18 protein-coding genes are annotated in these 24,561 nt (G+C 44.9%); 15 read left to right on the forward strand and 3 right to left on the reverse strand.

Features of this window, described 5'->3' with window-relative positions:
• Positions 1 to 757: 757 nt before the first annotated feature.
• The 12 genes from QFZ51_RS14465 (at position 758) to QFZ51_RS14520 (ending at position 13,511) form a co-directional block, all read left to right on the forward strand.
• Positions 758 to 1,312, forward strand: a complete 555-nt coding sequence (locus QFZ51_RS14465) for a peroxiredoxin (RefSeq protein WP_133810274.1) — start codon at positions 758 to 760, stop codon at positions 1,310 to 1,312.
• Between the two features lie 111 nt (positions 1,313 to 1,423).
• The gene (locus tag QFZ51_RS14470; RefSeq protein WP_370911380.1) at positions 1,424 to 2,011 is read left to right on the forward strand and encodes a carboxymuconolactone decarboxylase family protein; all 588 of its coding nucleotides are present in this window, start codon (positions 1,424 to 1,426) and stop codon (positions 2,009 to 2,011) included.
• A 192-nt stretch (positions 2,012 to 2,203) separates the two neighbouring features.
• A complete protein-coding gene (gene rpmB, locus QFZ51_RS14475; RefSeq protein WP_079468087.1) occupies positions 2,204 to 2,440 on the forward strand; it encodes a 50S ribosomal protein L28 in 237 nt (78 codons plus the stop codon).
• 30 nt (positions 2,441 to 2,470) lie between these two features.
• Positions 2,471 to 2,653, forward strand: a complete 183-nt coding sequence (rpmG, locus tag QFZ51_RS14480) for a 50S ribosomal protein L33 (protein WP_370911381.1) — start codon at positions 2,471 to 2,473, stop codon at positions 2,651 to 2,653.
• Positions 2,654 to 2,727: 74 nt separating this feature from the next.
• Complete coding sequence (locus tag QFZ51_RS14485) at positions 2,728 to 2,901, forward strand: DUF4295 family protein (protein WP_079468085.1); 174 nt, start codon at positions 2,728 to 2,730, stop codon at positions 2,899 to 2,901.
• 360 nt (positions 2,902 to 3,261) lie between these two features.
• Positions 3,262 to 4,224, forward strand: coding sequence for a signal recognition particle-docking protein FtsY (ftsY, locus tag QFZ51_RS14490; protein ID WP_429046706.1), 963 nt, complete (start codon positions 3,262 to 3,264; stop codon positions 4,222 to 4,224).
• 207 nt (positions 4,225 to 4,431) lie between these two features.
• Positions 4,432 to 5,313, forward strand: coding sequence for a cupin-like domain-containing protein (locus QFZ51_RS14495; protein ID WP_429046707.1), 882 nt, complete (start codon positions 4,432 to 4,434; stop codon positions 5,311 to 5,313).
• 217 nt (positions 5,314 to 5,530) lie between these two features.
• Positions 5,531 to 6,847, forward strand: coding sequence for a 30S ribosomal protein S12 methylthiotransferase RimO (gene rimO / locus QFZ51_RS14500; protein WP_429046708.1), 1,317 nt, complete (start codon positions 5,531 to 5,533; stop codon positions 6,845 to 6,847).
• 123 nt (positions 6,848 to 6,970) lie between these two features.
• Positions 6,971 to 8,770, forward strand: a complete 1,800-nt coding sequence (locus QFZ51_RS14505) for a DEAD/DEAH box helicase (RefSeq protein ID WP_370911385.1) — start codon at positions 6,971 to 6,973, stop codon at positions 8,768 to 8,770.
• 147 nt (positions 8,771 to 8,917) lie between these two features.
• On the forward strand, positions 8,918 to 10,852 hold the full coding sequence (gene glgB / locus QFZ51_RS14510) for a 1,4-alpha-glucan branching protein GlgB (RefSeq protein WP_429046709.1): 1,935 nt from the start codon (positions 8,918 to 8,920) through the stop codon (positions 10,850 to 10,852).
• 795 nt (positions 10,853 to 11,647) lie between these two features.
• Positions 11,648 to 12,559 carry a DUF4382 domain-containing protein gene (locus QFZ51_RS14515; protein ID WP_429046710.1) on the forward strand — a complete coding sequence of 304 codons (912 nt, stop codon included), beginning with the start codon at positions 11,648 to 11,650 and terminating at the stop codon, positions 12,557 to 12,559.
• A gap of 352 nt (positions 12,560 to 12,911) precedes the next feature.
• Positions 12,912 to 13,511: a toxin-antitoxin system YwqK family antitoxin gene (locus tag QFZ51_RS14520; protein WP_429046711.1), complete on the forward strand. Its 600-nt coding sequence runs from the start codon at positions 12,912 to 12,914 to the stop codon at positions 13,509 to 13,511.
• A gap of 646 nt (positions 13,512 to 14,157) precedes the next feature.
• On the opposite strand, the gene QFZ51_RS14525 is transcribed toward QFZ51_RS14520, so the two are convergent.
• Together QFZ51_RS14525 and QFZ51_RS14530 are read right to left on the reverse strand one after the other, a co-directional pair.
• The gene (locus tag QFZ51_RS14525) at positions 14,158 to 16,554 is read right to left on the reverse strand and encodes a glycoside hydrolase family 31 protein (protein ID WP_429046712.1); all 2,397 of its coding nucleotides are present in this window, start codon (positions 16,552 to 16,554) and stop codon (positions 14,158 to 14,160) included.
• Positions 16,555 to 16,808: 254 nt separating this feature from the next.
• A complete protein-coding gene (locus QFZ51_RS14530) occupies positions 16,809 to 17,912 on the reverse strand; it encodes a WD40/YVTN/BNR-like repeat-containing protein (RefSeq protein WP_429046713.1) in 1,104 nt (367 codons plus the stop codon).
• A gap of 146 nt (positions 17,913 to 18,058) precedes the next feature.
• Here QFZ51_RS14530 and QFZ51_RS14535 point away from each other — a divergent pair, with 146 nt between their 5' ends.
• Together QFZ51_RS14535 and QFZ51_RS14540 are read left to right on the forward strand one after the other, a co-directional pair.
• Positions 18,059 to 21,160: a triple tyrosine motif-containing protein gene (locus tag QFZ51_RS14535; protein ID WP_429046714.1), complete on the forward strand. Its 3,102-nt coding sequence runs from the start codon at positions 18,059 to 18,061 to the stop codon at positions 21,158 to 21,160.
• 48 nt (positions 21,161 to 21,208) lie between these two features.
• Positions 21,209 to 21,877, forward strand: a complete 669-nt coding sequence (locus tag QFZ51_RS14540; protein WP_079468073.1) for a response regulator transcription factor — start codon at positions 21,209 to 21,211, stop codon at positions 21,875 to 21,877.
• 290 nt (positions 21,878 to 22,167) lie between these two features.
• On the opposite strand, the gene QFZ51_RS14545 is transcribed toward QFZ51_RS14540, so the two are convergent.
• Positions 22,168 to 22,317 (reverse strand): hypothetical protein, encoded by a 150-nt coding sequence (locus QFZ51_RS14545; protein ID WP_429046715.1) that lies wholly within the window; start codon positions 22,315 to 22,317, stop codon positions 22,168 to 22,170.
• A gap of 336 nt (positions 22,318 to 22,653) precedes the next feature.
• Between QFZ51_RS14545 and QFZ51_RS14550 the strand changes: the two genes are divergently transcribed.
• Complete coding sequence (locus tag QFZ51_RS14550; RefSeq protein WP_429046716.1) at positions 22,654 to 24,561, forward strand: DNA topoisomerase IV subunit B; 1,908 nt, start codon at positions 22,654 to 22,656, stop codon at positions 24,559 to 24,561.

The raw sequence follows: 24,561 nt of genomic DNA on the forward strand, positions 1-24,561 counted from the left end.
CGCCTGGGACATGCTTAGGAGTAGCCTTTGACATGCAGTAAAGATGGAGGTCACCTGGAGGTGATGTGGACTTGATCTGGAAACCATTGCCTGGTTTGGGTTAGCGGGGAATTTGATAGGGCTGTTTATGCATTTGGAAGAGATGGGAAGACAACGGCGGGGATATCCGCTATGGTCTGCCCATCTCTTTTTAATGATAAAGTGACGATATGTTTGGCGGCAGTTCAGCCGCTGAGTAAGGTTGTGAAAAGTTGAGGGGGCAGGAGTGCAGGCCGGTCGCATCAGTACTTACCGGCGTATAAAAGTCCGACCCCGCTTTGGGGCGTTTTCAGGAACGGTCAATGGGACCCGCTAAACACTAAATGAACAGATCTCGGGTAGCGTCGAATTCATCGTGTTTGATGATGCTGTTTTTAATAAACGGGATCAAAGCAAGTCCAATCGTGATAACCACCAGTAAAAAGTATTTTTTCTTCATTTCCATGCTAAATTGATTAAAAAAAGTCCACTTATATAACTAAATAACGTGCCAAAATGTTACAGAAATAGCATAAAAATGTTAAGTCCGGAACATTTTTTTTCCTTATAGTTGCCATGTTTGTTGTTGCCCGCCCTGCCGCAGGGGAAAGGCATATATATAGAGAAACTCAATACCACATTTTTAAAATCTATTTGATTAATAATGAATGTAATGTGATCTTTGCGCCGTCAAAGCATAAAATCATTAGTCTGTAAATCAAAAAGAGAATTAGTAATTATGAAAAATGTTATCTTATCCGTAGGGTCAGAGTTTCCCGAATTCAAAAAAACGGCTGTAGTATCAATTGAAAAAGGTAAAGAATTTTATGAATTGTCTTCTGAAGAACTGAAGAACTCCGGCAAATGGATGGTGATGTTCTGGTGGCCTAAAGACTTTACTTTTGTATGTCCTACTGAAATAGCTGAATTTAACAAACATGCGCAGGATTTTGCTGATCGTGATGCGGTGTTAATCGGAGCATCTACTGACAGTGAGTTTGTGCATGCTGCATGGAGAAGAGATCATGATGATCTGCGTGGCCTGCAGTTCCCTATGCTGGCGGATACTTCCAAATCCCTTGCTACTGAGCTGGGTATCTTGGAAGCCAATGAAAAAGTGGCTTACCGTGCTACCTACATTGTAGATCCTCAGGGTATTGTACGCTGGGTTTCTTTGTACGACCTGTCTGTAGGCCGTAGCGTGAAAGAAGTACTGCGTGTACTGGACGCGCTGCAAACAGATGAGCTGTGCCCTTGCAACTGGACGAAGGGTGAAGCTACGCTGACAGCTTAATGAATCAAGTCATTTACGGTTTTATTAAGAAAGAGGGTTGTCCTGCCGGGATAAGCGTGGCGGGACAACTTCTTCCGGTAATAAAATTATTAAATAAAAAAATTAGATATTATGTTTGCAACTACAAATCAGGATACGGCTGTTCAATTGCTGGAAGCAGTGGGTTTAACGGCGGATTCGGTTTCAGGAAAGCTGCAGTCGCTTGTAAACGTGGATGCGCGTTACCTGAAGGATCTGAAGATCAATGTATCCAATTCCCTGGCGGCGGCTACATTGTCGAAGAAAGAGGCGTATATGATCGGGCTGGCCGTGGCGGTAAATGAGAAGCATACGGATCTGCAGGCGTCTTTTGAGAAGCTGGCGGTGCAGGAAGGCGCAACCGACAAGGAGATTGCAGAGGTAATCAGTTGTACTTCCCTCATGAGTGCCAATAACGTATTTTACCGTTTCAGGCATTTTGTGAACAAGGAGTTTTACACGACTACTCCTGCGGGTATCCGGATGAGCATTATGGCGAACCCGGTTTTGGGGAAAGAGTTTTTTGAGTTGCTGAGCCTGGTGGTGTCTGCGCTGAATGGTTGTGAAATGTGTGTAACTTCGCACGAAGAAGCGTTGTTGAAACATGGAACCGATCAGCAAAGAGTGCTGGAATCGGTAAGATTGGGAGCCGTTTTACGTAGCCTGATCGTTCTGTTGTAAAAAATATTTTCGGCAAAAGACAGATGTAAATTTGCCTGATAACTGGATGGTTATCAATATTTTGCATTGTGTTCACATTTTAAGAAGCCGCTTTTCACGCGTGTCTTTTAAGCATATGTGAATAAATTCATTTAATAATATTTGCAAAATCCATAAATAAATTGGACTTTTGCATTCCTAAATTTTTAGATCATGGCAAGAGTATGTCAGGTGACAGGAAAGAAGCCGATTACAGGTCACCATGTTTCCTTCTCCAACATTAAGACGAACAGAAGGTTTCTTCCTAACCTGCAAAAGAAACGTTTTTTCCTGGCAGAAGAGGACAAATGGATATCATTGAAAGTTTCTGCTGACGGTTTAAGAACCATCAACAAGAGAGGTTTGTATGCAGTTGTGAAGGAATTGCGTGCAGCTGGTCAGGCAATCTAATTCTAAGACTCACTTAATTTGTAATACACAATGGCAAAAAAAGGTAATAGAGTACAGGTAATTCTGGAGTGCACAGAGCACAAAGCTTCTGGCAAACCCGGAACTTCCCGTTACATCTCTAACAAGAATAAGAAAAATACTCCTGAGCGTCTGGAGTTGAAAAAGTACAATCCTATTTTAAGGAAAGTGACTGTACACAAAGAAATTAAATAAGTAATTGTTGATGGTGAATGGCTGTATTAGCATACTGCCAATTAGCCATTGGACCATAAAAACAATAGAATACCATGGCAAAAGTAGCTTCAAAGAACGCGAAAGTAAAAGATACTAAAGCAGCAGCTGAATCAAAGGTATGGACTAAGGTTATCAGAGCCATCCGCTCTCCTAAAACCGGTGCTTATACTTTTAAGGAAGCAATCGTGCACAAGGATAAGATCCAGGAGTACATGACCCAAAAGTAATTCGGCTTTACTAATAATACTGAAAGGCTGTCCTGTTAAGGGACAGCTTTTTGCGTTATGCGGAGTTTGTCTTTCTCAGGATTACGCTGATTATACTGATTACCTTGATTTTTACTTTTTGGATTTTATAAAGGATTTAAAGAGATTTTGGAAGATATAAGCGGGTATATCCGTATACCCGCTTATATCTTCCAAAATCTTTTAAAATCCAAAGTGATCAAATCCCCTAAATCAGTATAATCAGCGTAATCCTGAGAAAGACAAAATCCGCGTAATCAGTGAGAAAGACAAAATCCGCGAATTTTCGCGTATTTTAGCACCCAAAAAACCGGGATGTACCGGACCCAATTAATCTAAACTATGAGCTTTTTCAATAAACTATTTTCCAGGGAGAAGAAGGAAAATCTGGATCAGGGTTTACAAAAAACCAAAGAGAGCTTCCTGAGTAAAATAGGACGCGCCATTGCAGGGAAGTCCAGTGTAGACACTGAAGTATTGGATAACCTGGAAGACGCCCTTATTTCTGCGGACGTTGGCGTAGACACGACTGTGAAGATCATTGACCGGATCGAACAGCGGGTAGCTAAAGATAAGTATTTGGGAACCAGTGAGTTGAACAGAATGTTGCAGGAAGAGATTGCAGCGTTGCTGGTAGATGCCCCTGATAGTGGTTTCCGTGATTTCGATATACCGGCCGGTAAGAAGCCTTATGTGATCATGGTGGTAGGCGTAAATGGAGTGGGCAAAACCACCACCATTGGTAAGCTGGCCTATAATTTCAAGAAAGCGGGTAAGTCGGTGATGCTGGGTGCTGCGGATACTTTCCGTGCAGCCGCAGTGGATCAGCTGACTATCTGGAGTGAAAGAGTAGGGGTACCGATTGTAAAGCAGCAAATGGGATCTGACCCGGGCGCGGTGGCTTTTGATACGGTACAGAGCGGGGCCGCTAAAGATGTGGATGTAATTATTATAGATACCGCCGGCCGTTTGCACAACAAACTCCACCTGATGGATGAACTGGGAAAAATTAAACGGGTGATGAAAAAGGTGATCCCGGACGCACCGCATGAAGTGTTGTTGGTATTGGATGGTTCTACCGGGCAGAATGCGCTGGAGCAGGCTAAACAGTTTACAGCTACCACAGAGGTAACAGCCCTGGCTATTACCAAACTGGATGGTACTGCGAAGGGTGGTGTGGTACTGGCCATTGCCAACCAGTTTAAAATACCGGTAAAATACATTGGTATCGGTGAGAAAATGGAGGATTTACAGGTGTTTAATAAAGAGTCTTTCGTAGATTCGCTATTCAGTGTAAATGCCTGATTTTCTGTTTATTGTGAATGTTAATTAACAACTGGCACAAATCTTATTTAATATTTTACTTTAGGTGAAACAATCGGGCTCCCAACAGGAGCCCGGCTCGTTATTTGATTAACATTAAAGCGCTTCGTTTGTAATTATAAATAGCACTGCATTTATTAAATTTGAATACTTGTTCCCTTTTTGTACCCTTTTTAACAATTCGTAAGTATGATAGTACAGCACATAGATCGAGTTGAAGATATTACACCAGCGGAATTCAAGAAGAACTATTACCAGCCACGTAAACCTGTAATTATACCGGCGGCGGCGCTTAGCCAGCACTGGCCGGCCTACAACAAGTGGACATGGGATTATTTCAAATCGATAGTCGGAGACAAGACGGTTGGGGTATATAATAATGAGCGCGCCAACGAGAATACGCTTGTCAACGGAGCAGATGATTATATTACTTTCGGAGCATACCTCGATATGATACAACAGGGACCGGTAGCGCTCCGGATCTTCCTGTTCAACATTTTTCAGCATGCTCCCCAGCTGGTGGAAGATTTTACTTTCCCGGATGAATTTGCCTCCGGGTTTCTGAAGAAATACCCGATGTTATTTGTGGGCGGCGCCGGTTCGGTGGCGCATATGCATTACGACATCGACCTTTCACACATTTTCCATACACAGTTTATTGGCCGTAAGCGGGTATTGTTGCTGGAGAATAATCAGTCGCCGCTTATTTACCGGATGCCTTTTACCGTAGAGAGCGCTGCGAACTTCGTCAACTGGCATGAGCAGCTGGACCAGGACCAGTTTCCGGCGCTGAAACATGCGCGGGGATATACTACTATCCTGAACCACGGGGACACGATGTTTATGCCGGCGGGCTACTGGCATCATATGGAGTACCTGGATGGCGGTTTCGCCATGAGTCTCCGGGCGCTGGATCCTTCTTTCGTCAATAAACTAAACGGGCTTTATCACCTGGTGGGCCTGCGGGGAATGAATAACCTGATGATCAGGATGGCCCCCAAGTGGTGGTACCATTATAAACGGCAGAAGGCCCGCGAACGTGCCGACAAGGCCATACAAACGCTGAGCTGACCTGGGTTTCAACGTTATGCTAAGTAGCTAGTCAACAGTTACTTAGCATTAATTTCCAATTGTCAATTCTTTTTACTACCTTTGCACCTTCCTTAACCCCCACTAAGACTCAAGTCACATACAGTAAGTCTGCTGTTACATTCAATCAGTGTCTGTGTGTCTTCGTGGCGGTAGCGGCTCAACAAATGATTGACCGCTTGTTTAAAAACATTCGCGCTTGAAGACAAAAACTTTAAAGAAAGACAAGGTTAATATTATTACGCTTGGTTGTTCCAAGAACATGGTGGATTCAGAAGTACTGAGCGGTCAGCTCATGGCTAATGAAATCGATGTGGTGCATGAAAGTGCAAAACGCGATCATAACATTGTGGTGGTGAACACCTGCGGATTTATTGACAAGGCCAAAGAAGAATCGATTAACACCATCCTGGAGCAGGTAGAGCTGAAACAACGTGGTAAACTGGATAAAGTATACGTAACGGGTTGTTTGAGTGAACGCTACAGGGGTGACCTGGAATCAGAGATCGGCGGAGTGGATGCCTGGTTCGGAACCATGGAATTGCCATTGCTGCTGAAAAAATTTGATGCAGATTATAAAGCAGAACTGATTGGAGAAAGATTACTGAGTACCCCGTCTCATTATGCTTACCTGAAAATAGCAGAAGGTTGTAACCGTACCTGTTCTTTTTGTGCTATTCCGCTGATGCGGGGTGGCCATGTTTCCAAACCTATTGAGGAGTTGGTAACCGAAGCACAGAAACTGGTGAAATCCGGTGTAAAGGAAATCATGCTCATTGCGCAGGAGCTTACCTATTATGGTTTGGACCTGTATAAGCAACGCCGTTTGGGAGACCTGATGCGTGCGTTGGCCGGAGTGGAAGGACTGCAATGGATTCGTCTCCATTATGCTTATCCCACCAAATTCCCGATGGAGATCCTGGATGTGATGAACGAGTTCCCAAATATCTGCAAGTATATTGACATGCCGCTGCAACATGCTTCCAATGCCATGTTGAAGGCCATGAAGCGTCAGATTACCAGGGAGGAAATTGAGCAGCTGGTGCATGACATCAGGGCCAAAGTACCGGGTATCTGTTTACGTACCACCCTGATTGCCGGTTTCCCCGGTGAAACGGAAGCGGACGTGGAAGAACTGAAAGGTTTCCTGGAAAGAATGCGTTTTGACCGTGTAGGGGTGTTTACCTACAGTCATGAAGAAGGAACCAGCGCCTATGAACTGGAAGATAATATTCCAGCAGAAGAAAAGGAGAGCAGGGCGCAGGAAATAATGGAAGTACAGCAGGAAATCTCCCTGGAAAAAAACCAGGAGAAAATAGGGAAGATCTTTAAAGTAGTAGTAGATAAAAAAGAGGCAGGCAGATACCTTGCCCGTACCGAGTTTGATTCGGTGGAAGTAGACAACGAAGTGATCATTGACACTACCAAACGCCTGAAACCGGGCGACTTTGTAGAAGTACGTATCACCAAGGCGTTTGATTACGACCTCGAAGGAGAACTGGTAACCAACAGCTAATCACTGAAGGTAACCAACAGCCGATAGCTAACCGCTGGAAGCTGAAATAATATTTTTAACAGCTGACAGCGCACTGCTGGAAGCTATATACACAGCTCCCGACGGAGCTTGATTAATGCAAATATGACTACATTTGAATCACTGGGCTTACAAGAGCCTATCTTAAAGGGAATTACGGACCTGGGCTTCGTTTCCCCAACTCCCATCCAGGAACAGGCAATACCAGTATTGTTAGGAGGTGACCGCGATTTCGTAGGTCTTGCCCAGACGGGCACCGGTAAAACTGCTGCATTTGGCCTGCCATTGCTGCAGCAACTGGATCTGAAAATAAATAAACCACAGGGACTGATCTTATGCCCTACGCGTGAACTCTGTTTACAGATCACCAATGATCTGAAAAACTTCAGCAAATACCTTGGCGATGTGAGCATCGTAGCGGTATATGGCGGTTCCAGCATTGTTCAGCAGCTGCGTGAACTGAAAAGAGGAGTACACATTGTAGTGGCTACTCCCGGCCGTTTACTGGATATCATTGACCGTGGTGCGGTTAATTTCGACAATGTGCGTTATGCTATCCTGGATGAAGCAGATGAAATGCTGAACATGGGATTCCAGGAAGACATCAACAGCATCCTGTCTAACACCCCTGAAGGTAAAACTACCTGGTTGTTTTCGGCTACAATGCCAACGGAAGTTCGCCGTATCGCCAAGAAATACATGGAGGATCCGTTTGAACTGACTGTAGGTAACAAAAACAGCGGTAACGTTAATATAGAACACGAATACTACGTAGTGCGCCCGCGTGAAAAATATGCGGCCCTCAAACGTATCGTGGATTTCAACCCTGAAATTTTTGGTATCGTTTTTACCCGTACCAAAATTGAATCACAGGAAATTGCAGAATCGCTGATCAAGGACGGTTACAATGCAGATGCCCTGCATGGCGACTTAACCCAACAGCAGCGTGATAAGGTGATGAAACGCTTCCGCGAAAGAGCGCTGCAGGTATTAGTAGCTACAGATGTGGCTGCCCGTGGTATCGACGTGGATAACGTAACACACGTAATCAACTACGATTTACCGGATGACGTGGAAAACTACACACACAGAAGTGGCCGTACCGGCCGTGCTGGTAAATCAGGTATCTCTATTGCTATCATCAGCAGCCGTGATACCGGAAAGATCCGCCAGATTGAACGTGTGATCCAGAAAAAATTTGTAAAGTCTGAAGTACCGGATGGTTTCGCAGTATGTGAAAAACAGCTGTTTGGCCTGGTGCATAAAGTACATAACGTAGTAGTAAACGAAGAGCAGATTGAACCTTACATGGAACGCATCAACGAAGAGTTTGCCTCCATGAGCAAGGAAGACCTGATCAAACGTTTTGCTTCCCTCGAATTCAACCAGTTCCTTGAATATTACCAGGATGCGCCTGATCTGAATGCAAAAGACGACAGACGTGCCGGTACACTGGGAGATGACAGAGGTCCGCGCAGAAGCGATGGCAAATTCACCCGTTTATTCATCAACCTGGGTTCAGTAGATGATTTCAACCGCGGCGATATGCTCCGTTACCTGTGCGACAATACCGGTCTGCGTGGCAATAAAATCGGCCGTATCGATCTGAAGGGTGTTTATTCCTTCTTTGAAGTAGAGAACGAAGAACTGCCTAAAGTAACCGAAGCTTTCAAGAAAGTGGAATATAACGGCCGCAGCGTGAGGATAGAAATGTCCCAGGATGGCGACAGACGTCCCCGCACCGGTGCCGGCGCAGGCGATCGTGGCCCGCGTCGTGAAGATGGTCCGCGTAAAAGAAGCTGGAGTGCAGAAGGTGGCAGCCGCACAGGTGGTAGCCGCAGCGGTGGCGACAGACGTGAGTCTTTCGGCAGCGGTGGCAAACCTCCATACAAGAAAAAATACTAATCCGCAAAACGGAATAGCAATATAAAAAGAGAAAAGGTGTCCATCGGGCACCTTTTTCTTTTTATGTAAATATCTGTTTCATTGTATAGGTCATTTTCCCAAATTTAAACTATCTTGTTAATCAAGACACCCAATTCACACGTTATTATGACCGGAGATACAAATCGCGCTTTACAGTACGTAGAACCATTTACTCTTTTTTCTTCCAGTGATATAACGCTTTTCCAGGCAGGCTCACATTACCGGCTATACGAAAAGTTTGGCGCCCATGCGATGGAGGTGGAAGGCGCCCATGGAACGTACTTTGCCGTTTGGGCACCGGACGCGGCATTTGTAGCAGTAATGGGGGATTTTAACGGATGGGATCATTACACCCATACGCTTTACCCCCGGTGGGATAGCTCCGGCATCTGGGAAGGTTTTGCACCCGGTGTAAAGCCTGGCTCCCTCTATAAATACTTTATCCGTTCCAACAGCGGGGAAGAGCTGATCAAGGGAGATCCATACGCCAATCACTGGGAGGTACGTCCTAAAACAGCATCGGTGGTATACCCGCTTGATTATGAATGGGATGACAAGAAGTGGATGGATCATCGCCGGAAAAACAATGCACTCGACAGTCCTTTTGCCGTATACGAGGTACACCTCGGTTCCTGGCGCCGCCCCGATCCCTCTGATCCGGAGCGCGTATATTCCTACCAGGAAATAGCCGATATGCTGGTGCCGTATGTAAAGGAAATGGGATTTACCCATGTGGAATTAATGCCCGTTATGGAGCATCCTTTTGATGGTTCCTGGGGATACCAGATCACTGGTTACTTTGCACCTACTTCCAGGTATGGCACGCCACAGGATTTTATGGAGATGGTGGAAGCCTTCCACCTGGCCGGTATTGGTGTGATACTTGACTGGGTGCCCTCACATTTCCCATATGATGCGCATGGACTGTTCCGCTTCGACGGATCGCATGTGTATGAATATGCGGATATGCGTAAGGGTTATCACCCTGACTGGAACAGTTATATATTCAACTATGCACGGAACGAGGTGCGATCGTTTTTACTGAGTAATGCCGTTTTCTGGTTCGACCGGTTCCATGTAGATGCCATCCGTGTAGATGCAGTAGCATCGATGATCCACCTGGATTATTCCAGGGAGAGAGGCGCATGGGAACCGAATGAAGTGGGTGGTAATGAGAACCTGGAAGCCATCAGTTTTCTGAAGAAGCTGAACGAAACGATATATGCGCTGTTCCCCGATGTGCAAACCATTGCGGAAGATTCTACCTCCCACTATGGCGTATCCAGACCTACTTTTATGGGTGGGCTGGGCTTTGGTATGAAATGGATGATGGGGTGGATGAATGATACGATCGATTATTTTAAAAAGGACCCTATCCACCGGAAGTGGTACCAGAACGATCTGACTTTCAGCCTGGTGTATGCGTTCGGAGAGAACTTTATGCTGCCGCTGAGTCATGATGAAGTGGTACACGGGAAGTCGCCCATGCTGTATAAAATGCCTGGTGACGACTGGCAGCAATTTGCCAATCTCCGGTTGCTATATAGTTATATGTATACCCATCCCGGCACCAAGTTGCTGTTTATGGGTGATGAATTCGGGCAAACATCCGAGTGGAACTACCGCGGGGAGCTCGACTGGCACCTGATGAAACATCCTACCCATCAGGGTTTAAAGGCTTTTGTAAAAGATATCAACGAATTTTACGCCGCTTCTACCGCTTTATATGAGCAGCAGTTTGATGCCGCAGGATTTGAATGGATCACGGTAAACGATTATGATAACTGTGTGCTGGCCTATGTGCGGAAAGGAAAAGCAGCCGGCGATATTTTGCTGGTGGTATTGAACATGACGCCGGTAGTCCGGGAAAACTACCTGGTAGGACTTCCCGTAGGGGGAGAGTGGGAAGAAGTAATGAACAGCGATGCCCCGAAATATTACGGCAGTGGTGTGTTGAACACCGGTGTTATCCGCACCGTTAAGCAGACGTATAACGGCAGGGACTATACGATTTCTTTGCGCTTGCCTCCTTTGGGTGCGACTATATTGAAGCTGCGATAGCAGCGGGGGTTGTCTTTCTCGCTGATTACGCTGATTATACTGATTACTTTGATTTTACTTTTTTGGATTTTATAAAGGATTTGTGGAGATGTAAGCGGAGGTTGTCTTTCTCGCTGATTATACTGATTACTTTGATTTTACTTTTTTGGATTTTATAAAGGATTTGGGGAGATGTAAGCGGAGGTTGTCTTTCTCGCTGATTACGCTGATTATATTGATTACTTTGATTTTACTTTTTGGATTTTATAAAGGATTTGGGAAGATACAAGCGGATATACCTGCTTTATCTTCCCAAAATCTTTTTAATCCGTGTGATCAAATCGCCTAAATCAGTATAATCAGCGTAATCAGCGAGAAAGACAACCTCCGCTTACATCTCCACAAATCCTTAAAAATCCAACGTGATCAAATCGCCTAAATCAGTATAATCAGCGTAATCAGCGAGAAAGACAACCTCCGCTTACATCTCCACAAATCCTTAAAAATCCAACGTGATCAAATCCCCTAAATCAGTATAATCAGCGTAATCAGCGAGAAAGACAACCTCCGCTTACATCTCCACAAATTCTTTATAAAATCCAAAAAAGTAAAATCAAAGTAATCAGTATAATCAGCGTAATCAGCGAGAAAGAAAAAATCCGCCCCAAATTAAACCTTCTCTTATTTCCATCGTCTATTAGCAATCTGATCCCTGTTGCAATAAGCGGTGATGGTGGTACGTTTTATGTGGTATCAGTGTTTCAACCAGATCAATTCGTCCATATTTTTATTTAGTTACATAAAACCGTTCTTTTTATGAAAAACTTTCTCCGCAAACCGGGGCATGGTTTGGTGATGGCAGTGTTGGCTGCTGTTACATTAGCGGGAGCCTGTAAAAAGGATAACTCCGCTTCCACCACGCCTATTCCGGACAATAAACAAAAGGTAAGTCTTTATTTATCAGATGATCCGGGTTACTTCGACAAAGTATTACTGGATATCCGCAGTGTAGAAGTACTGGTGGACACCTGCGGTAAAACGGATGACGACAACTGGTCCGACCGGGACCGTTGCTGGTGGGATGAGGACCGTGACCACGACCGGAACAGTGGGCGGGATACCTGCCAGTTGTGGGATTCATTGGATATTAACCCTGGTGTTTATGACCTGCTAACTTTAAGAAACGGAGCTGATACCCTGCTGGCTGGCGGCGTGGTAGCGAAAGGAACAATGGAACGTATCCGTATTACTATTGGCGACCAGAATTCGCTGGTGAAGGACGGTGTTACTTACCCGGTGAAATCGATCTCCGGTCAATCGAAGATCATTGTGAGAGTGCGTCACAACGAGTGGGATGAGCTGAGCGCGGATAACCTGCAGTTGTGGCTGGACTTTGATGTACAACGCTCTATTATCAGAACATGGAACGGAAAATTCATCCTCAAACCCTACATTAATGTATTCACCATTCTTAAAATGGGCAGTATTTCCGGTAAGGTAACCCCATGGGATGCCTACCCGGTGATTTCTATTTATAACAGCAGCAGCGACACTTTATATGCACTGCCATGGAGAAGCGGTGAGTATAAGGTACGTGGTTTGAAAGTGGGCGACGACTGGAACGTTTTTGTAAATGCCTCCAACGGTTATAAGGACACCACCGTTACCGGCGTAAAGGTAGAGCGCGGGAAAGACACGCGGATCGGGAATATCCAGCTGCATAAATAGTAGCAGCGTAGGTTGTCTTACTCAGGATTAAACTGATTACACTGATTACGCTGATTTGATCACTTTTTGATTTTAAAAGATTCGGGGAGATGTAAGCGAAGATAACCGCTTATGTCTCTCCGAATTTTTATTAAAATCATTTATAAAATCTAAAAAAATAAAATCCTTAAAATCAGTATAATCAGCGTAATCAGCGAGAAAGACAAAATTCGCTTATATCTTCCCGGACTTTTCATTTAATCCTTTATAAAATCCAAAAGTAAAATCAAAGTAATCAGTATAATCAGCGTAATTAGCGAGAAAGACAAAATTCGCGCGCGTAAAATATTTAACTTGTGACAAAGTAATATCTATGAAGAAACTGTTGTTTTTATACCTGTTATTATTGAGTGTTTGCAGTATGGCGATTGCCCAGGTGAAGGTGAACCAGCGTGATGCGCAAAACCGTAAGCAAGGGCGTTGGGTGGAGGAAGTGGGAGAAATGAGGGGAGAGCCAGGGTATACCTGGGAAGGCGTTTACCAAAACGGCCGGAAGGAAGGCGTTTGGAAAAAGACTTCTGCCATTGGTAATTTACTGGCGGAAGAAACTTATAAAAACAATGTGCTGGATGGTTACTGCAAGTATTATTTTCCTAACGGGAAGCTCAGTGAGGAAGGGGCTTTCCTGGCTACTGAAATTGAAGGACAGCGGGATACGATCATGATCATAGATCCGGTGACGAATGCCGAAACGCCGACAGAGATTGTAAGGTTGGGTAATTCCGTTCGTAACGGGGTATGGAAGCTATATGATGAAGAAACCGGGAAGATGGTGAAAGAGTATTACAAGCGGGGCGAAACCGTTAGTGCTGATGAGTTGGGCGATAGTACCGAGGTGGCCGCGCCTGCGGTAAAGAAAGCCCCGTTGCAGTTACCGCATGAAAATACCGGCAAGCACAAAAAGAAGGGCTGACAAAAGTGAACAGCTTGGAAGCTAAAATGAACAAAAAGATTTGTCCGTTTTAGCTTTTTTTTATGTAATTTCATCAAACAGGATGTGATCTTATAGAACCCGTAAGTCACCAATAATTTTTTTATTGAGAATCCTTTTAATTTGTTTGTATGAAAAGCCTTACTATCAACCACACGGAGAATCCTCAGGAATTACACGGAATAGAATATGCTACTGACAGGATGGAAATCCTTTTCAGGGCTGTTTTTATCTTTTTAGTGTTTTGTGCATTGACTTCTATTTTCTTTTTGTCTATTTTTTATTAAGCATAAACAATGATCATCAACGTAAGAAAGGCTCAAAGATGATTTATCATCCTTGAGCCTTTACGATTTTTGTAAGCATTGCTAAATTGATTTTTTAAGCTGTAATCCTTATTCAGATTAGATCTATAAGCTATTTACTTTTATTTCTGATTCGGGAACTCTTAATTCAACGTTAACAACTTATTCATTTTGTTCATTGTGCGTTTATCGCCGCTGAACATTTTGTACAATGATATTTAGCATCTACTTTTATAGTTCTAAAGTTGGCATAGGTTATGAAACCGGCGCGAGATCTCTATCTGAAGTGCCTTTCTTTTTTTCTTACCACTTTAGATATCTTTCTACTTCATTGATATTTCTTCAAAGCTTCTTGGTACAACAAATGACACGGTGTTATCTGCCAGTATATTTTCCGGGCGTAAGGCAATGGCTTGTCCGTCTACCAGCAATGTAGTGGGTTTGAAGGGAAGGCCATGCACAATGATCCGGTGATTTTTATAGGTTGTTTCGTAATTGATATAAAATTGCTTTTTAAGATAGAATTGTTGCGCGGTAGAACGTTGCTTGAAGCGGATCACGTTATATTGTCCGTTTTTATAGCCATAGTGATCACCGGCATCTTCGTACAATACGCTTTTTACTTCTGTATCTCCGAAATAAACATGTAGCAGCATTTCCGTAACCGGTGTTTGCTGGGTGTACTGCATTTCCGGGAATTCCGGTAATACAGCGCCTGCTTTTACAAACAGGGGTATTTCATCGAGGGGAGTTTTTACCTTAATTTCTTTTGCGCCTGCATATTTCTGATCGTTCCAGAAATAATACCAGTTTCCGGCGGGGAGGTATACTGCTTTTTCCTGCATACCTTTTTCGCTTACATGGCTGATGAGCAGGGAGTCGCCGAACATAAACTCGTGAGAACAGTTGTGTGTGGCGGCATCTGTTTGCGCCACAAAAGCCAGCGGGCGCAGCATCGGCGTACCGTGGGTAGCGTATTGCCAGAAGGTAGTGTACAGGTAGGGGAGCAGTTTATATCTTAATGTAATAAACTTAGTCACCACTTTTTCGTATTCCGGCCCAAAGCTCCAGGGTTCCTGGTTAAAGCCTGTTTCATTGCTGGCGGAGTGGGTTCGCATGAGCGGGTGGAAAACAGCCAGCTGAATCCAGCGGGTGTACAGTTCGCCATCGGGTTCACCGATGAAGCCACCGATATCGCTGCCGGTAAATGAAATACCGGAAACGGCTAAACGCTGGCATTGCACGCTGGCCAGCCACAGGTGTTCCCAGCTGGATACGTTATCGCCGGTCCATACGGAAGACCAGCGTTGTGCGCCTGCATAACAGGAGCGGGTAATGAGGAAGGAGCGGTTGGGCATCAGGTATTTTTTCATACCGGCTGCGGTGGCTTTGCTCATCAGGTGGCCATATACGTTATGCGCCTTGCGGTGACTCACCTCTTCGCCGTCGTAGTCGTGGCGGACATCTTCCGGGAAAGAGCCCATTTCAAATACGGCGGGTTCGTTCATATCGTTCCATACGCCGCGGACGCCGGTTTCGGCCAGGCTTTTGAACAAGCTGCTCCACCACTCCCGTACTTCGGGGTTGGTGTAGTCGGGGAACACGCATTTGCCCGGCCAAACGTCTCCTTCCATCAGGGCGCCATCGGCGCGTTTGCAGAAGTAGTTGTTTTTGATGCCTTCCTGGTATACGGCGTAATCGGCATCTACCTTAATGCCGGGATCGATGATCACTACTACTTTAAAACCTTCAGCGGCCAGTTCTTTGATCAACCCAGCGGGGTCTGGGAACCATTCCTTATTCCAGGTAAAGCAGCGGAAGCCGTCCATATAATCGATATCGAGGTAAATAACATCGCAGGGGATCTTCCGTTTCCGGAATTCCTTCGCAATTTCTTTTACGCGGGTATCGGGGTAGTAGCTCCAGCGGCACTGGTGATATCCCAACGCCCATAGTGGCGGGAGTTCGGGGGTACCGGTGATTTTTGTATAAGATTCGGCCACTTCCAGCAGGTCGGGACCATAAATGAAATAGTAGTTCATTTCACCGCCGCGAGCCCAGAAACTGCAGGCATCTTCCCTTTCTTTACCAAAATCAAAGATGGTGCGGAAGGTATTATCGAAGAAAATGCCGTAGCCGATGCCATGATGCAGGCCATAATAGAAAGGAATGTTCCGGTACAGCGGGTCGGTATCTTTCTGATAGCCGTAGGCATCTGTTCCGTAGTTTTCCAGGCGTTTGCCCCGGAGATTCAATTCAGTAGGCTTGTCGCCTAGTCCGTAGAAGCATTCCCCTTCCTGCACTAACTTGCTGCAATACTGGATTTTACCTCCTTTGAGCAGGTAGTGTTGCCAGTGATAACCCATTTCATCCTGGTTGATCACTCTTCCTTCCTTATCTGAAATGGTGATACGGAGGTTATCCCGTGCAATAAATACCTTTAATTCATCTGTATAGATCTCAAAAGTTTCTTCCCATTCTTTTATACCAAAAGCGATTGGTGATTCTTCCAGCGTATCGCTGGTGGCGTAGGAGAAGTCCCGTTGAAAAGAGCCTTCCGCAGCATATCTGAAGCGGAGGATCTTGTCGGCAATTACCCTTACTTCGAGAATTGTTTCGGTAGTATAAAAACAAAAATAATTTCCTTCTTTTTTCCAATCCCTGATACCATCGGGATAGTGTTTGGCGCCGTATTTACTTGACGAGGTTTCAACTTGCATAATCTCTTTTTCTGGATGCGCGGTAATGCGTTACCGAGGTCTTAAATTACATAAAAAAATCAGAGTAGTGATAGTCCTTTTGCGTTAGATGCTCCTTTTTGGGCGTTTACCCTCTAAATTGGCAGCTTCGCAAAAAATCCTAACAAGTAAATAAATTACTTATTAACTTCATATCAATAAATTTACTTTTTGCTTTAACCTATTTTAGTGGGTGCACCTTTCCAGGAGCACCTTTTTATTGGCGGTGGCCCTGATCAACGTTTTGCCAGTACACCGATATCTTTTCCTGCTACATATACGGTTGTTCCTTTTCTTGCTTTGGCTGCCACATTAAAGCCTTTCCCGATTTTTTTCCAGTGCTGACCGCCATCTTCTGAAATATCCGTGCCGGAAGTGCCGGTAGCGATAAGCAGCCGGGGACTGATCCAGGCTACGCAGGAGCGGTATCCGCCGGGAGGTACTGTGGGTGCTTCCCAGCTCAGGCCGCCGTTGGTGGTGAGCATGCAGTTTCCTTTCCGCGCAGTGTCCTGCTTATAGTCGCCACCCACAGCGATCCCGGTGGCCGCGTCGCGGAAGGCGATGGAAAACACGCCGGTGGTACTGCTGCCCTGTATCAGCGGAATCGTGTAGGCTTTTCCGTTATCCACGCTTTTAAAAAGCCGGGCTACCTGGCCGCCGGTGGCAAAGTAAACGTTCTTCCCCGGCAACAGCACCATGCTGGTGCCGCTGGCAGCAAAGATGGCTTCCCCTTCTGCAGCGGCCGGCAAAGCGGGCATGGGATCAGCTTTCCAGCTGCGGCCGCCGTTATGTGTCCGTATGACAGTAAATTTCCCGTCGATCGGATCGCCGATAGCGATGCCCTCCTGTTCATTAAAAAACTGCATGGCATCAAAGAAAATGCCCGGCCTGTTATCGTAGAATACCTGCTTCCAGGAATTGCCGCCATCTTCCGTTAAAAAAATCAACGCCGGTGCACCGGCATTCAATACAATGGCTTTACGGGCATCAAAGGCATACAGTGAACGCCAGTCGCAGCTATCGCAGCCGGTAACCGTGGTCCATTTCCAATGCTCACCGCCATCGGTGCTGTTACCAACCTTACCGCCGGTGCCGGAGGCCCAAACCACTTTGTCTGTTACCACGCTCAGTCCGCGGATACTTTGAACCGGAGTAGCTGTTAGTATGTTTATATGGTAACCGGCTGCCGTGTCCTGGGAGGCAGCCGGGCGAAAAGCAAATATTAAAGTATAACATCCCAGCAGCAACAGGCGGCGGAGCACCCTTTGTTTACAGGTGATAAATGGCCACTGTACTGTATTTAAGCCTGGCAGGCCGGCTGCTGTGTTGACTGTATTCATAAGAGTATTTCGTTTATTCCCAATCTGTTAACGGGAAGAAAATTACAAAATTGCTACAAAGTGTGACACAGATTTATATATTTGCAGATTACCTAACCTGCTTACACATTAACAATATTCCAGTGCATCAACCGCATCGCTTAAAAATGTTCATCCTATGCTGTATATGGGGACTCTTCTCCGAGATGCTGCATGCGCAGGACAAACCATACATTTTTGACAGCTATAGCGTTAATGAAGGCCTTTCTCAGAGCACGGTATTCGATATCACCCGGGATGACCAGGGATTTATGTGGATTGCCACCCGCGACGGCATCAACCGTTTTGACGGGTATACCTTTAATGAATACCGGTATAAACCCAGTTCCCTTTACAAGGCAGGCGAAGGCAGGGGAGAGCTGGTAGCCCGCGGATCTACCGGCAACCGCGCGGTAATCAACCGTTTTGATCTGAAAGGATATAAAGGATTTTCTTTTTATAAAGACAGCCGTTCCCAGTTATTGCTGGCCCATAACAACGGGATCAGCGTGTACGATAAATATAAGAACAACTTCAGTAAGCTGCTGGAAGATACTACTATCGTAAATGCCGCAGAACGTGATAATAATGTGAAATTTGTGATCCTGGGAGAAGATACAGCCACCAACACCTTGTGGGTATGGCGTCCGATGAAAGGCATCTATGTGCTGGATAATACGACTTACGCCACGCGCCGCATCATTTTGTATCCGCCGCAGTTTGTACAAAGAGGGATATTGCCTTCTGTAGTGATGAAAGACGGGAATACCATCTGGATGAACGGCGACCAGGGAGAGCTTTTTTCCCTGAACATCAAAAATCTCCGCATCTCCACCTATTGCCTGCCCGGTGTGGGCGATAAGCCGTTGCTGCGCAATCTGAATAAAGACTCCATGATCATCATCAGTGCAGGTCATATTACGCTCTTTAACAAGCAGCGTAATAAATTCAGCGACCTGGTTTTTGATGTGAAGAATGAAAAAGGGGAACCGTTTATTCCTGCGGTATCTGAGCTGGATCAGTACGGCAATGTATGGATAGGCGGAAGCGATGGTGTGCTGATTTACAGTATTGCGCGTAATGAAATTGTGCGGCATATTGTAAGCTTTAATACTTTTGAAACGCGGTCGTTCAACGATGTGTCGTGGCTTTACCGGGATGTTGCTGATAACATGTGGGTAGGCACCGATGGCGATGGATTGAAGAAGTATTCCCCGCATAAAAAAGTATTTAACCTTTACCGTTCGCCTTATATCACACATAACATGGTGCAGGCCGTGTACAAGCACGATGATGGAAAATTGTACGTGGGGCTGATGAGGGACGGATTGAATATTTATGAAGATGGTGGAAAATTCCTGGAGCGCATTTCCAATGAATTATATCCCGGAAAATTTCCCGGCAACGACCTGGGCGCTATTTGCCGGGAGAATGCAGAGCAGCTCTGGCTGCACTTTGCGGGGATGCACATCGGCCTGTTCAATGTAGAAACCAAGTCTTTCCTGGATCTTACCGGAAAAGTAACGGCGTTGGGTTTACCGACGCAGCTGGCGCCATTCCCTTTCCTGTTTAAGCGTACCAACGGACAATTGTATTTCAATTATGGCGGCTATCTGCTGATGTTTGATAATACCGAGAAAGGATACGAAGTAGCGGTAGTGCATAATTTTTCGGATGAAGTACTAACCGCTTTTTATGAAGATTACCTGGGTAACCAGTACGTGGGTACGAAATCGGCGTTATATATAAAGCGAGTAGCTGATTCCCGCTGGAAAAACGTATTCCTTGCGCCCGGCACTACGGTGAAATCCATCAATAAAAATGCGCATAAAGAGTTGCTGGTGGCTACCAACAAAGGATTATTCATTCTGGATGATACAGGGCGCATTAAGCAGCATTACAACAGTTATGATAATCCCAAGTTGATCAATGATTACATGTATGGTGTGTTGCTGGATGATAAAGACAGGATCTGGGTGAGCCATAATAAAGGGTTATCACAGATTAACCCGCTGACAGGTGAAATCACTACTTATAATTATGAAGATGGGTTGCAGTCGAATGAGTTCAATACCGGTGCGTTTTATAAGTCCATCGACGGCCAATTATTTTTTGGCGGCATCCGTGGGGTGAATGGATTTTACCCGAAGAATTTCCGGGACAATTTATCCAATGCCAAAGTGATCATCCGCCGGATGGAGGTGCTGGACAAGCCTTATGAATCTGACACGGCCATTTCATTGCTGAAGAAAATAGAATTGCCGTATAATCAGAATACTATTGCTATCGAATTTGTGCCGCTGGAGTATACCAATCCATTAAAGAACAAGGTACAGTATAAGCTGGAAGGAGCGGATGAGGATTGGGTGCAGGCGGGTACTTTCAGGATGGCGCGTTACACCAACCTGCATCCCGGCAGTTATGTTTTTAAGTTGAGGGCTTCCAATAATGATGATATCTGGAGTACGGTTCCTACCACGCTGGAAATTGTAATCAAAATTCCTTTCTGGCAGTCGCTGTGGTTCCGGTTTTTACTGTTGTTATTACTGCTGGGAATTGCTTATTATTTCTCTACGCTATATCTTGATTATAAGATACGGCATGAGAAACTGAAGCTGGAGAAAGAGCAGGCGGTAGACCAGGAGCGGGCGCGTATTTCCAGCGATATGCATGATGATCTTGGTTCGGGGTTATCTACTATCCGGTTGCTGAGTGAAGTGGCGAAGCGGAAAATCCAGGATCCTTCGCAGACGCGGGAAGTAGAGCGGATTTCTGAAACGGCGGGAGAGATGGTGGATAAGATGAGTGAGATCATCTGGGCGATGAGCTCCTCCAATGATTCGCTGGCTAACCTGATTGCTTATATGAGAAGTTTTGCGGCCGAGTTTTTGGAGCATGCACATATCACGCACCAGTTTTATATTCCGGAAACTATTCCAAATATTAAGCTGAGTGGTGGCACGCGAAGGAATATTTACCTGGCAGTGAAAGAGTCGTTGCATAATGTAGTGAAACATGCGAAGGCAACGGAGGTAATTGTGGAAGTGAAGATGCATAAAAACATGACGATCATGATTAAGGACAATGGAAAAGGGTTTGACCAGGAGAAGGTAAGATTGTTTGGAAACGGATTAAAAAATATCCAGAAAAGGATGATATCGGTTGGCGGAAATGCGGATATCAGTTCGAATAATGGAACAATAGTTTTTCTCGATATCCCACTAAATTAACATACATTTGTTTTTAATAACATTTAAGTGTTATAATTCCTTTTAAACATGACGGTATACTCAAAAAAGAAGTCCCAGGATAACATGGACACTATCACTATTGCGATAGTAGAAGATAATCATGATATCCGCACGGCTATGGAATTGCTGATTAATGGTTCTGACGGTTATGCCTGTGTAGGGACATTCAATAATGCGGAAACTGCCGTGGAGCAAATCCCTCAGCTGATGCCTAATGTGGTGTTGATGGATTTTAACCTGCCGGGTGGCATGAATGGTATTGAATGTATTGCGCAGTTAAAGCGCGAGCATCCTGATATGCAGTTTATGATGCTGACGGTGTATGAAGATGATGATAAAATTTTTATGGCGCTGGAGGCGGGTGCGAGTGGTTATATTCTTAAGAAAACATCTCCGGGTGAATTACTCGAAGCCATCCGTGATTTGTATGATGGTGGTTCCCCGATGAGTTCGCAGATAGCGAGGAGAGTGGTAGCATTTTTCCAGAAGCAGGCTAAACCTAATCCCGCACTGGAAGCATTGACTACGCGTGAAAAAGAAATCCTGGATCAGTTGTCGAAAGGCTATTTGTACAAGGAAATTGCCAGCAACTTATTTATCAGTATTGAAACGGTAAGACGGCATGTACATAATATTTATGAGAAGTTGCACGTGCGCAGCCGTACGGATGCTGTAAATAAATATTATAACAGATAATCAGTAATTCAGGGATTTTATTGCTTCCAAGAGAAACAATAAAATCCCTGAATTTTTTTCACCGGTGTCCGGCTTTAGGTTTGAACACCAGGTGAACAGATAATACCACAGCAGCAATCAACAGACAGGCGAGTTTAAATAACAGACCGGTTTTCATGGGATAGGGATTTACGGTTAATAGGTAATATAATAGTTAAGACATAATACTCCCTGATGGCTATTGCCAGGCTGATGTGACGAGTTGTGAATATTGTATGAAAGCCATTGTTGGTAAAAGCAGGTAAAACTGATCATCGCATCATTTGCCATGAATCAAATTTCCGGATAAGGCGAAGGAATTTATTTCCGATGCTGTTATCCTCTTCTTTTTTAATGAAGTAGGTAGCTACAAGCGCTACCAGAAAAACTGCAGTAAGCAGGATTAGAAATAGTATTTTCATAGGGACATAGGTTAGGATATCTTAAAATTGTTGACTTATGTAAATATAAGAAATATCTGATATAAGGATCCATTCACATTAGTTTTTTTTATACCATTTTCATGTGATACTTCCCGAAAACCCCCAAAACTGTTCATTATCTCCCGGAAATATAAAATTTAACAGTCTTAATACATTGGTAATAAATAATGTAAGCATAGTGTATAACTTATACTTGGGATGATTCCCTGAATCCTTTATTTTTGCCAGCAATCAGATTTTGCTAAAAGATTTAGTATCCTTGCAAAATAGGGTGCGACCTACGAAACAATAGTATTTAGGAAATTATAATATATTATGGCAAACACGGACAAAACGGATAACAAAGATCTATTTGCTTCCTATACGGAAGACTCCATACGGTCGCTGGACTGGCGGGAGCATATCCGCCTCCGGCCTGGTATGTATATCGGTAAACTGGGAGATGGGTCGAGTATGGATGATGGTATTTACATCCTGCTTAAAGAGGTAACGGATAACTGTATTGACGAGCATACCATGGGCTTTGGTAAACAGGTCGATATCAAGGTAACGGAGCATCATGTCACCATCCGCGATTTTGGCCGGGGTATTCCTTTGGGAAAGGTAGTGGATGTAGTAAGTAAGATTAATACCGGCGCGAAGTACGACAGTAAAGCCTTTCAGAAATCAGTAGGTTTGAATGGGGTGGGTACAAAGGCAGTGAATGCTTTATCCAGCTATTTCAAGGTGCAATCGATCCGTGACGGACGTATGAAAACCGCTGAGTTTGAGAGAGGAGTTTTAATAAAAGAGCATAAAGAAACGGCGACAACGGAGCCCAATGGTACGCTGGTGACGTTTACACCGGATGAGACGGTATTTAAAAACTACCGTTTTATACCAGAATTCCTGGAGAACCAGATCTGGAACTATTGCTTTTTGAATGCGGGTCTTACCATCAGCTTCAACGGCAAGAAATACATTTCAAAGAATGGTTTGCTGGATTTGCTGCAGCGTAAAACGAATGAAGAAGACCTGCGTTACCCGATCATTCACCTGAAGGGAGAAGATATTGAAGTAGCGATTACTCATGAAAGCCAATACGGGGAAGAGTATTACTCTTTCGTGAATGGTCAGCATACCACCCAGGGTGGTACGCACCTGGCAGCTTTCCGGGAGGCGTTTGTAAAAACGGTACGCGACTTCTATAAGAAAGATTACGAGGCTACTGATATCAGGGCTTCTATTTGTGCAGCGGTATCCATCCGTGTGCAGGAGCCGGTATTTGAATCGCAAACGAAAACCAAGCTGGGGTCACAGGTTGTTTTTGAAAACGGGCCGTCCGTAAAGGCGTTTGTACTGGAGTTCCTTTCCAAGCACCTGGATGATTACCTGCACCGTAACCCGGCGATTGCAGATGCGTTGAAGAAACGTATTGAGCAAAGTGAGCGTGAGCGTAAGGAGCTGGCCGGTATCAAGAAACTGGCGAACGAAAGAGCGAAGAAAGCGAACCTTCACAACAAGAAGCTGCGCGATTGCCGTTTGCACCTGAATGATGAGCTTACCGGGAAAGATAAGGCAGAACAGGAAGCCCGCCGGCTGGATTCCACCATCTTTATTACAGAGGGAGATTCTGCCAGTGGTTCTATCACCAAATCGCGCAACGTGGAAACGCAGGCGGTATTTAGTTTGCGTGGTAAACCGCTGAACAGTTTTGGTCTTACCAAAAAGGTAGTATATGAGAACGAGGAGTTCAACCTGTTGCAGCATGCATTGAATATTGAGGACGGGCTGGAAGGATTGCGCTACAATAACATTGTGGTGGCTACAGATGCCGATGTGGACGGGATGCACATCCGTTTGCTGCTGTTGACTTTCTTCCTGCAATTTTTCCCTGACCTGGTAAAGAATGGTCACGTATATATCCTGGAAACGCCGTTGTTCCGGGTGCGAAACAAGCAGCAAACTATTTACTGCTATAATGAAGATGAAAAACAGAAGGCGGTAAAGAAGCTGGGCAACAAACCGGAGATCACCCGCTTTAAAGGATTGGGAGAAATCTCTCCGGATGAATTTGGCCGTTTTATCGGGGAAGATATCCGTATTGAGCCGATCATTTTATCGAAAGATATTCATGTCCAGAAGTTACTGGAATATTATATGGGTAAAAATACCCAGACCCGCCAGGAGTTTATCATCAACAACCTGCGGTATGAAAAGGATTTAGTAGAAGAAACAGTATAG

This window comes from Chitinophaga sp. W3I9 (assembly GCF_050434025.1).
Classification (GTDB): Bacteria; Bacteroidota; Bacteroidia; order Chitinophagales; family Chitinophagaceae; genus Chitinophaga.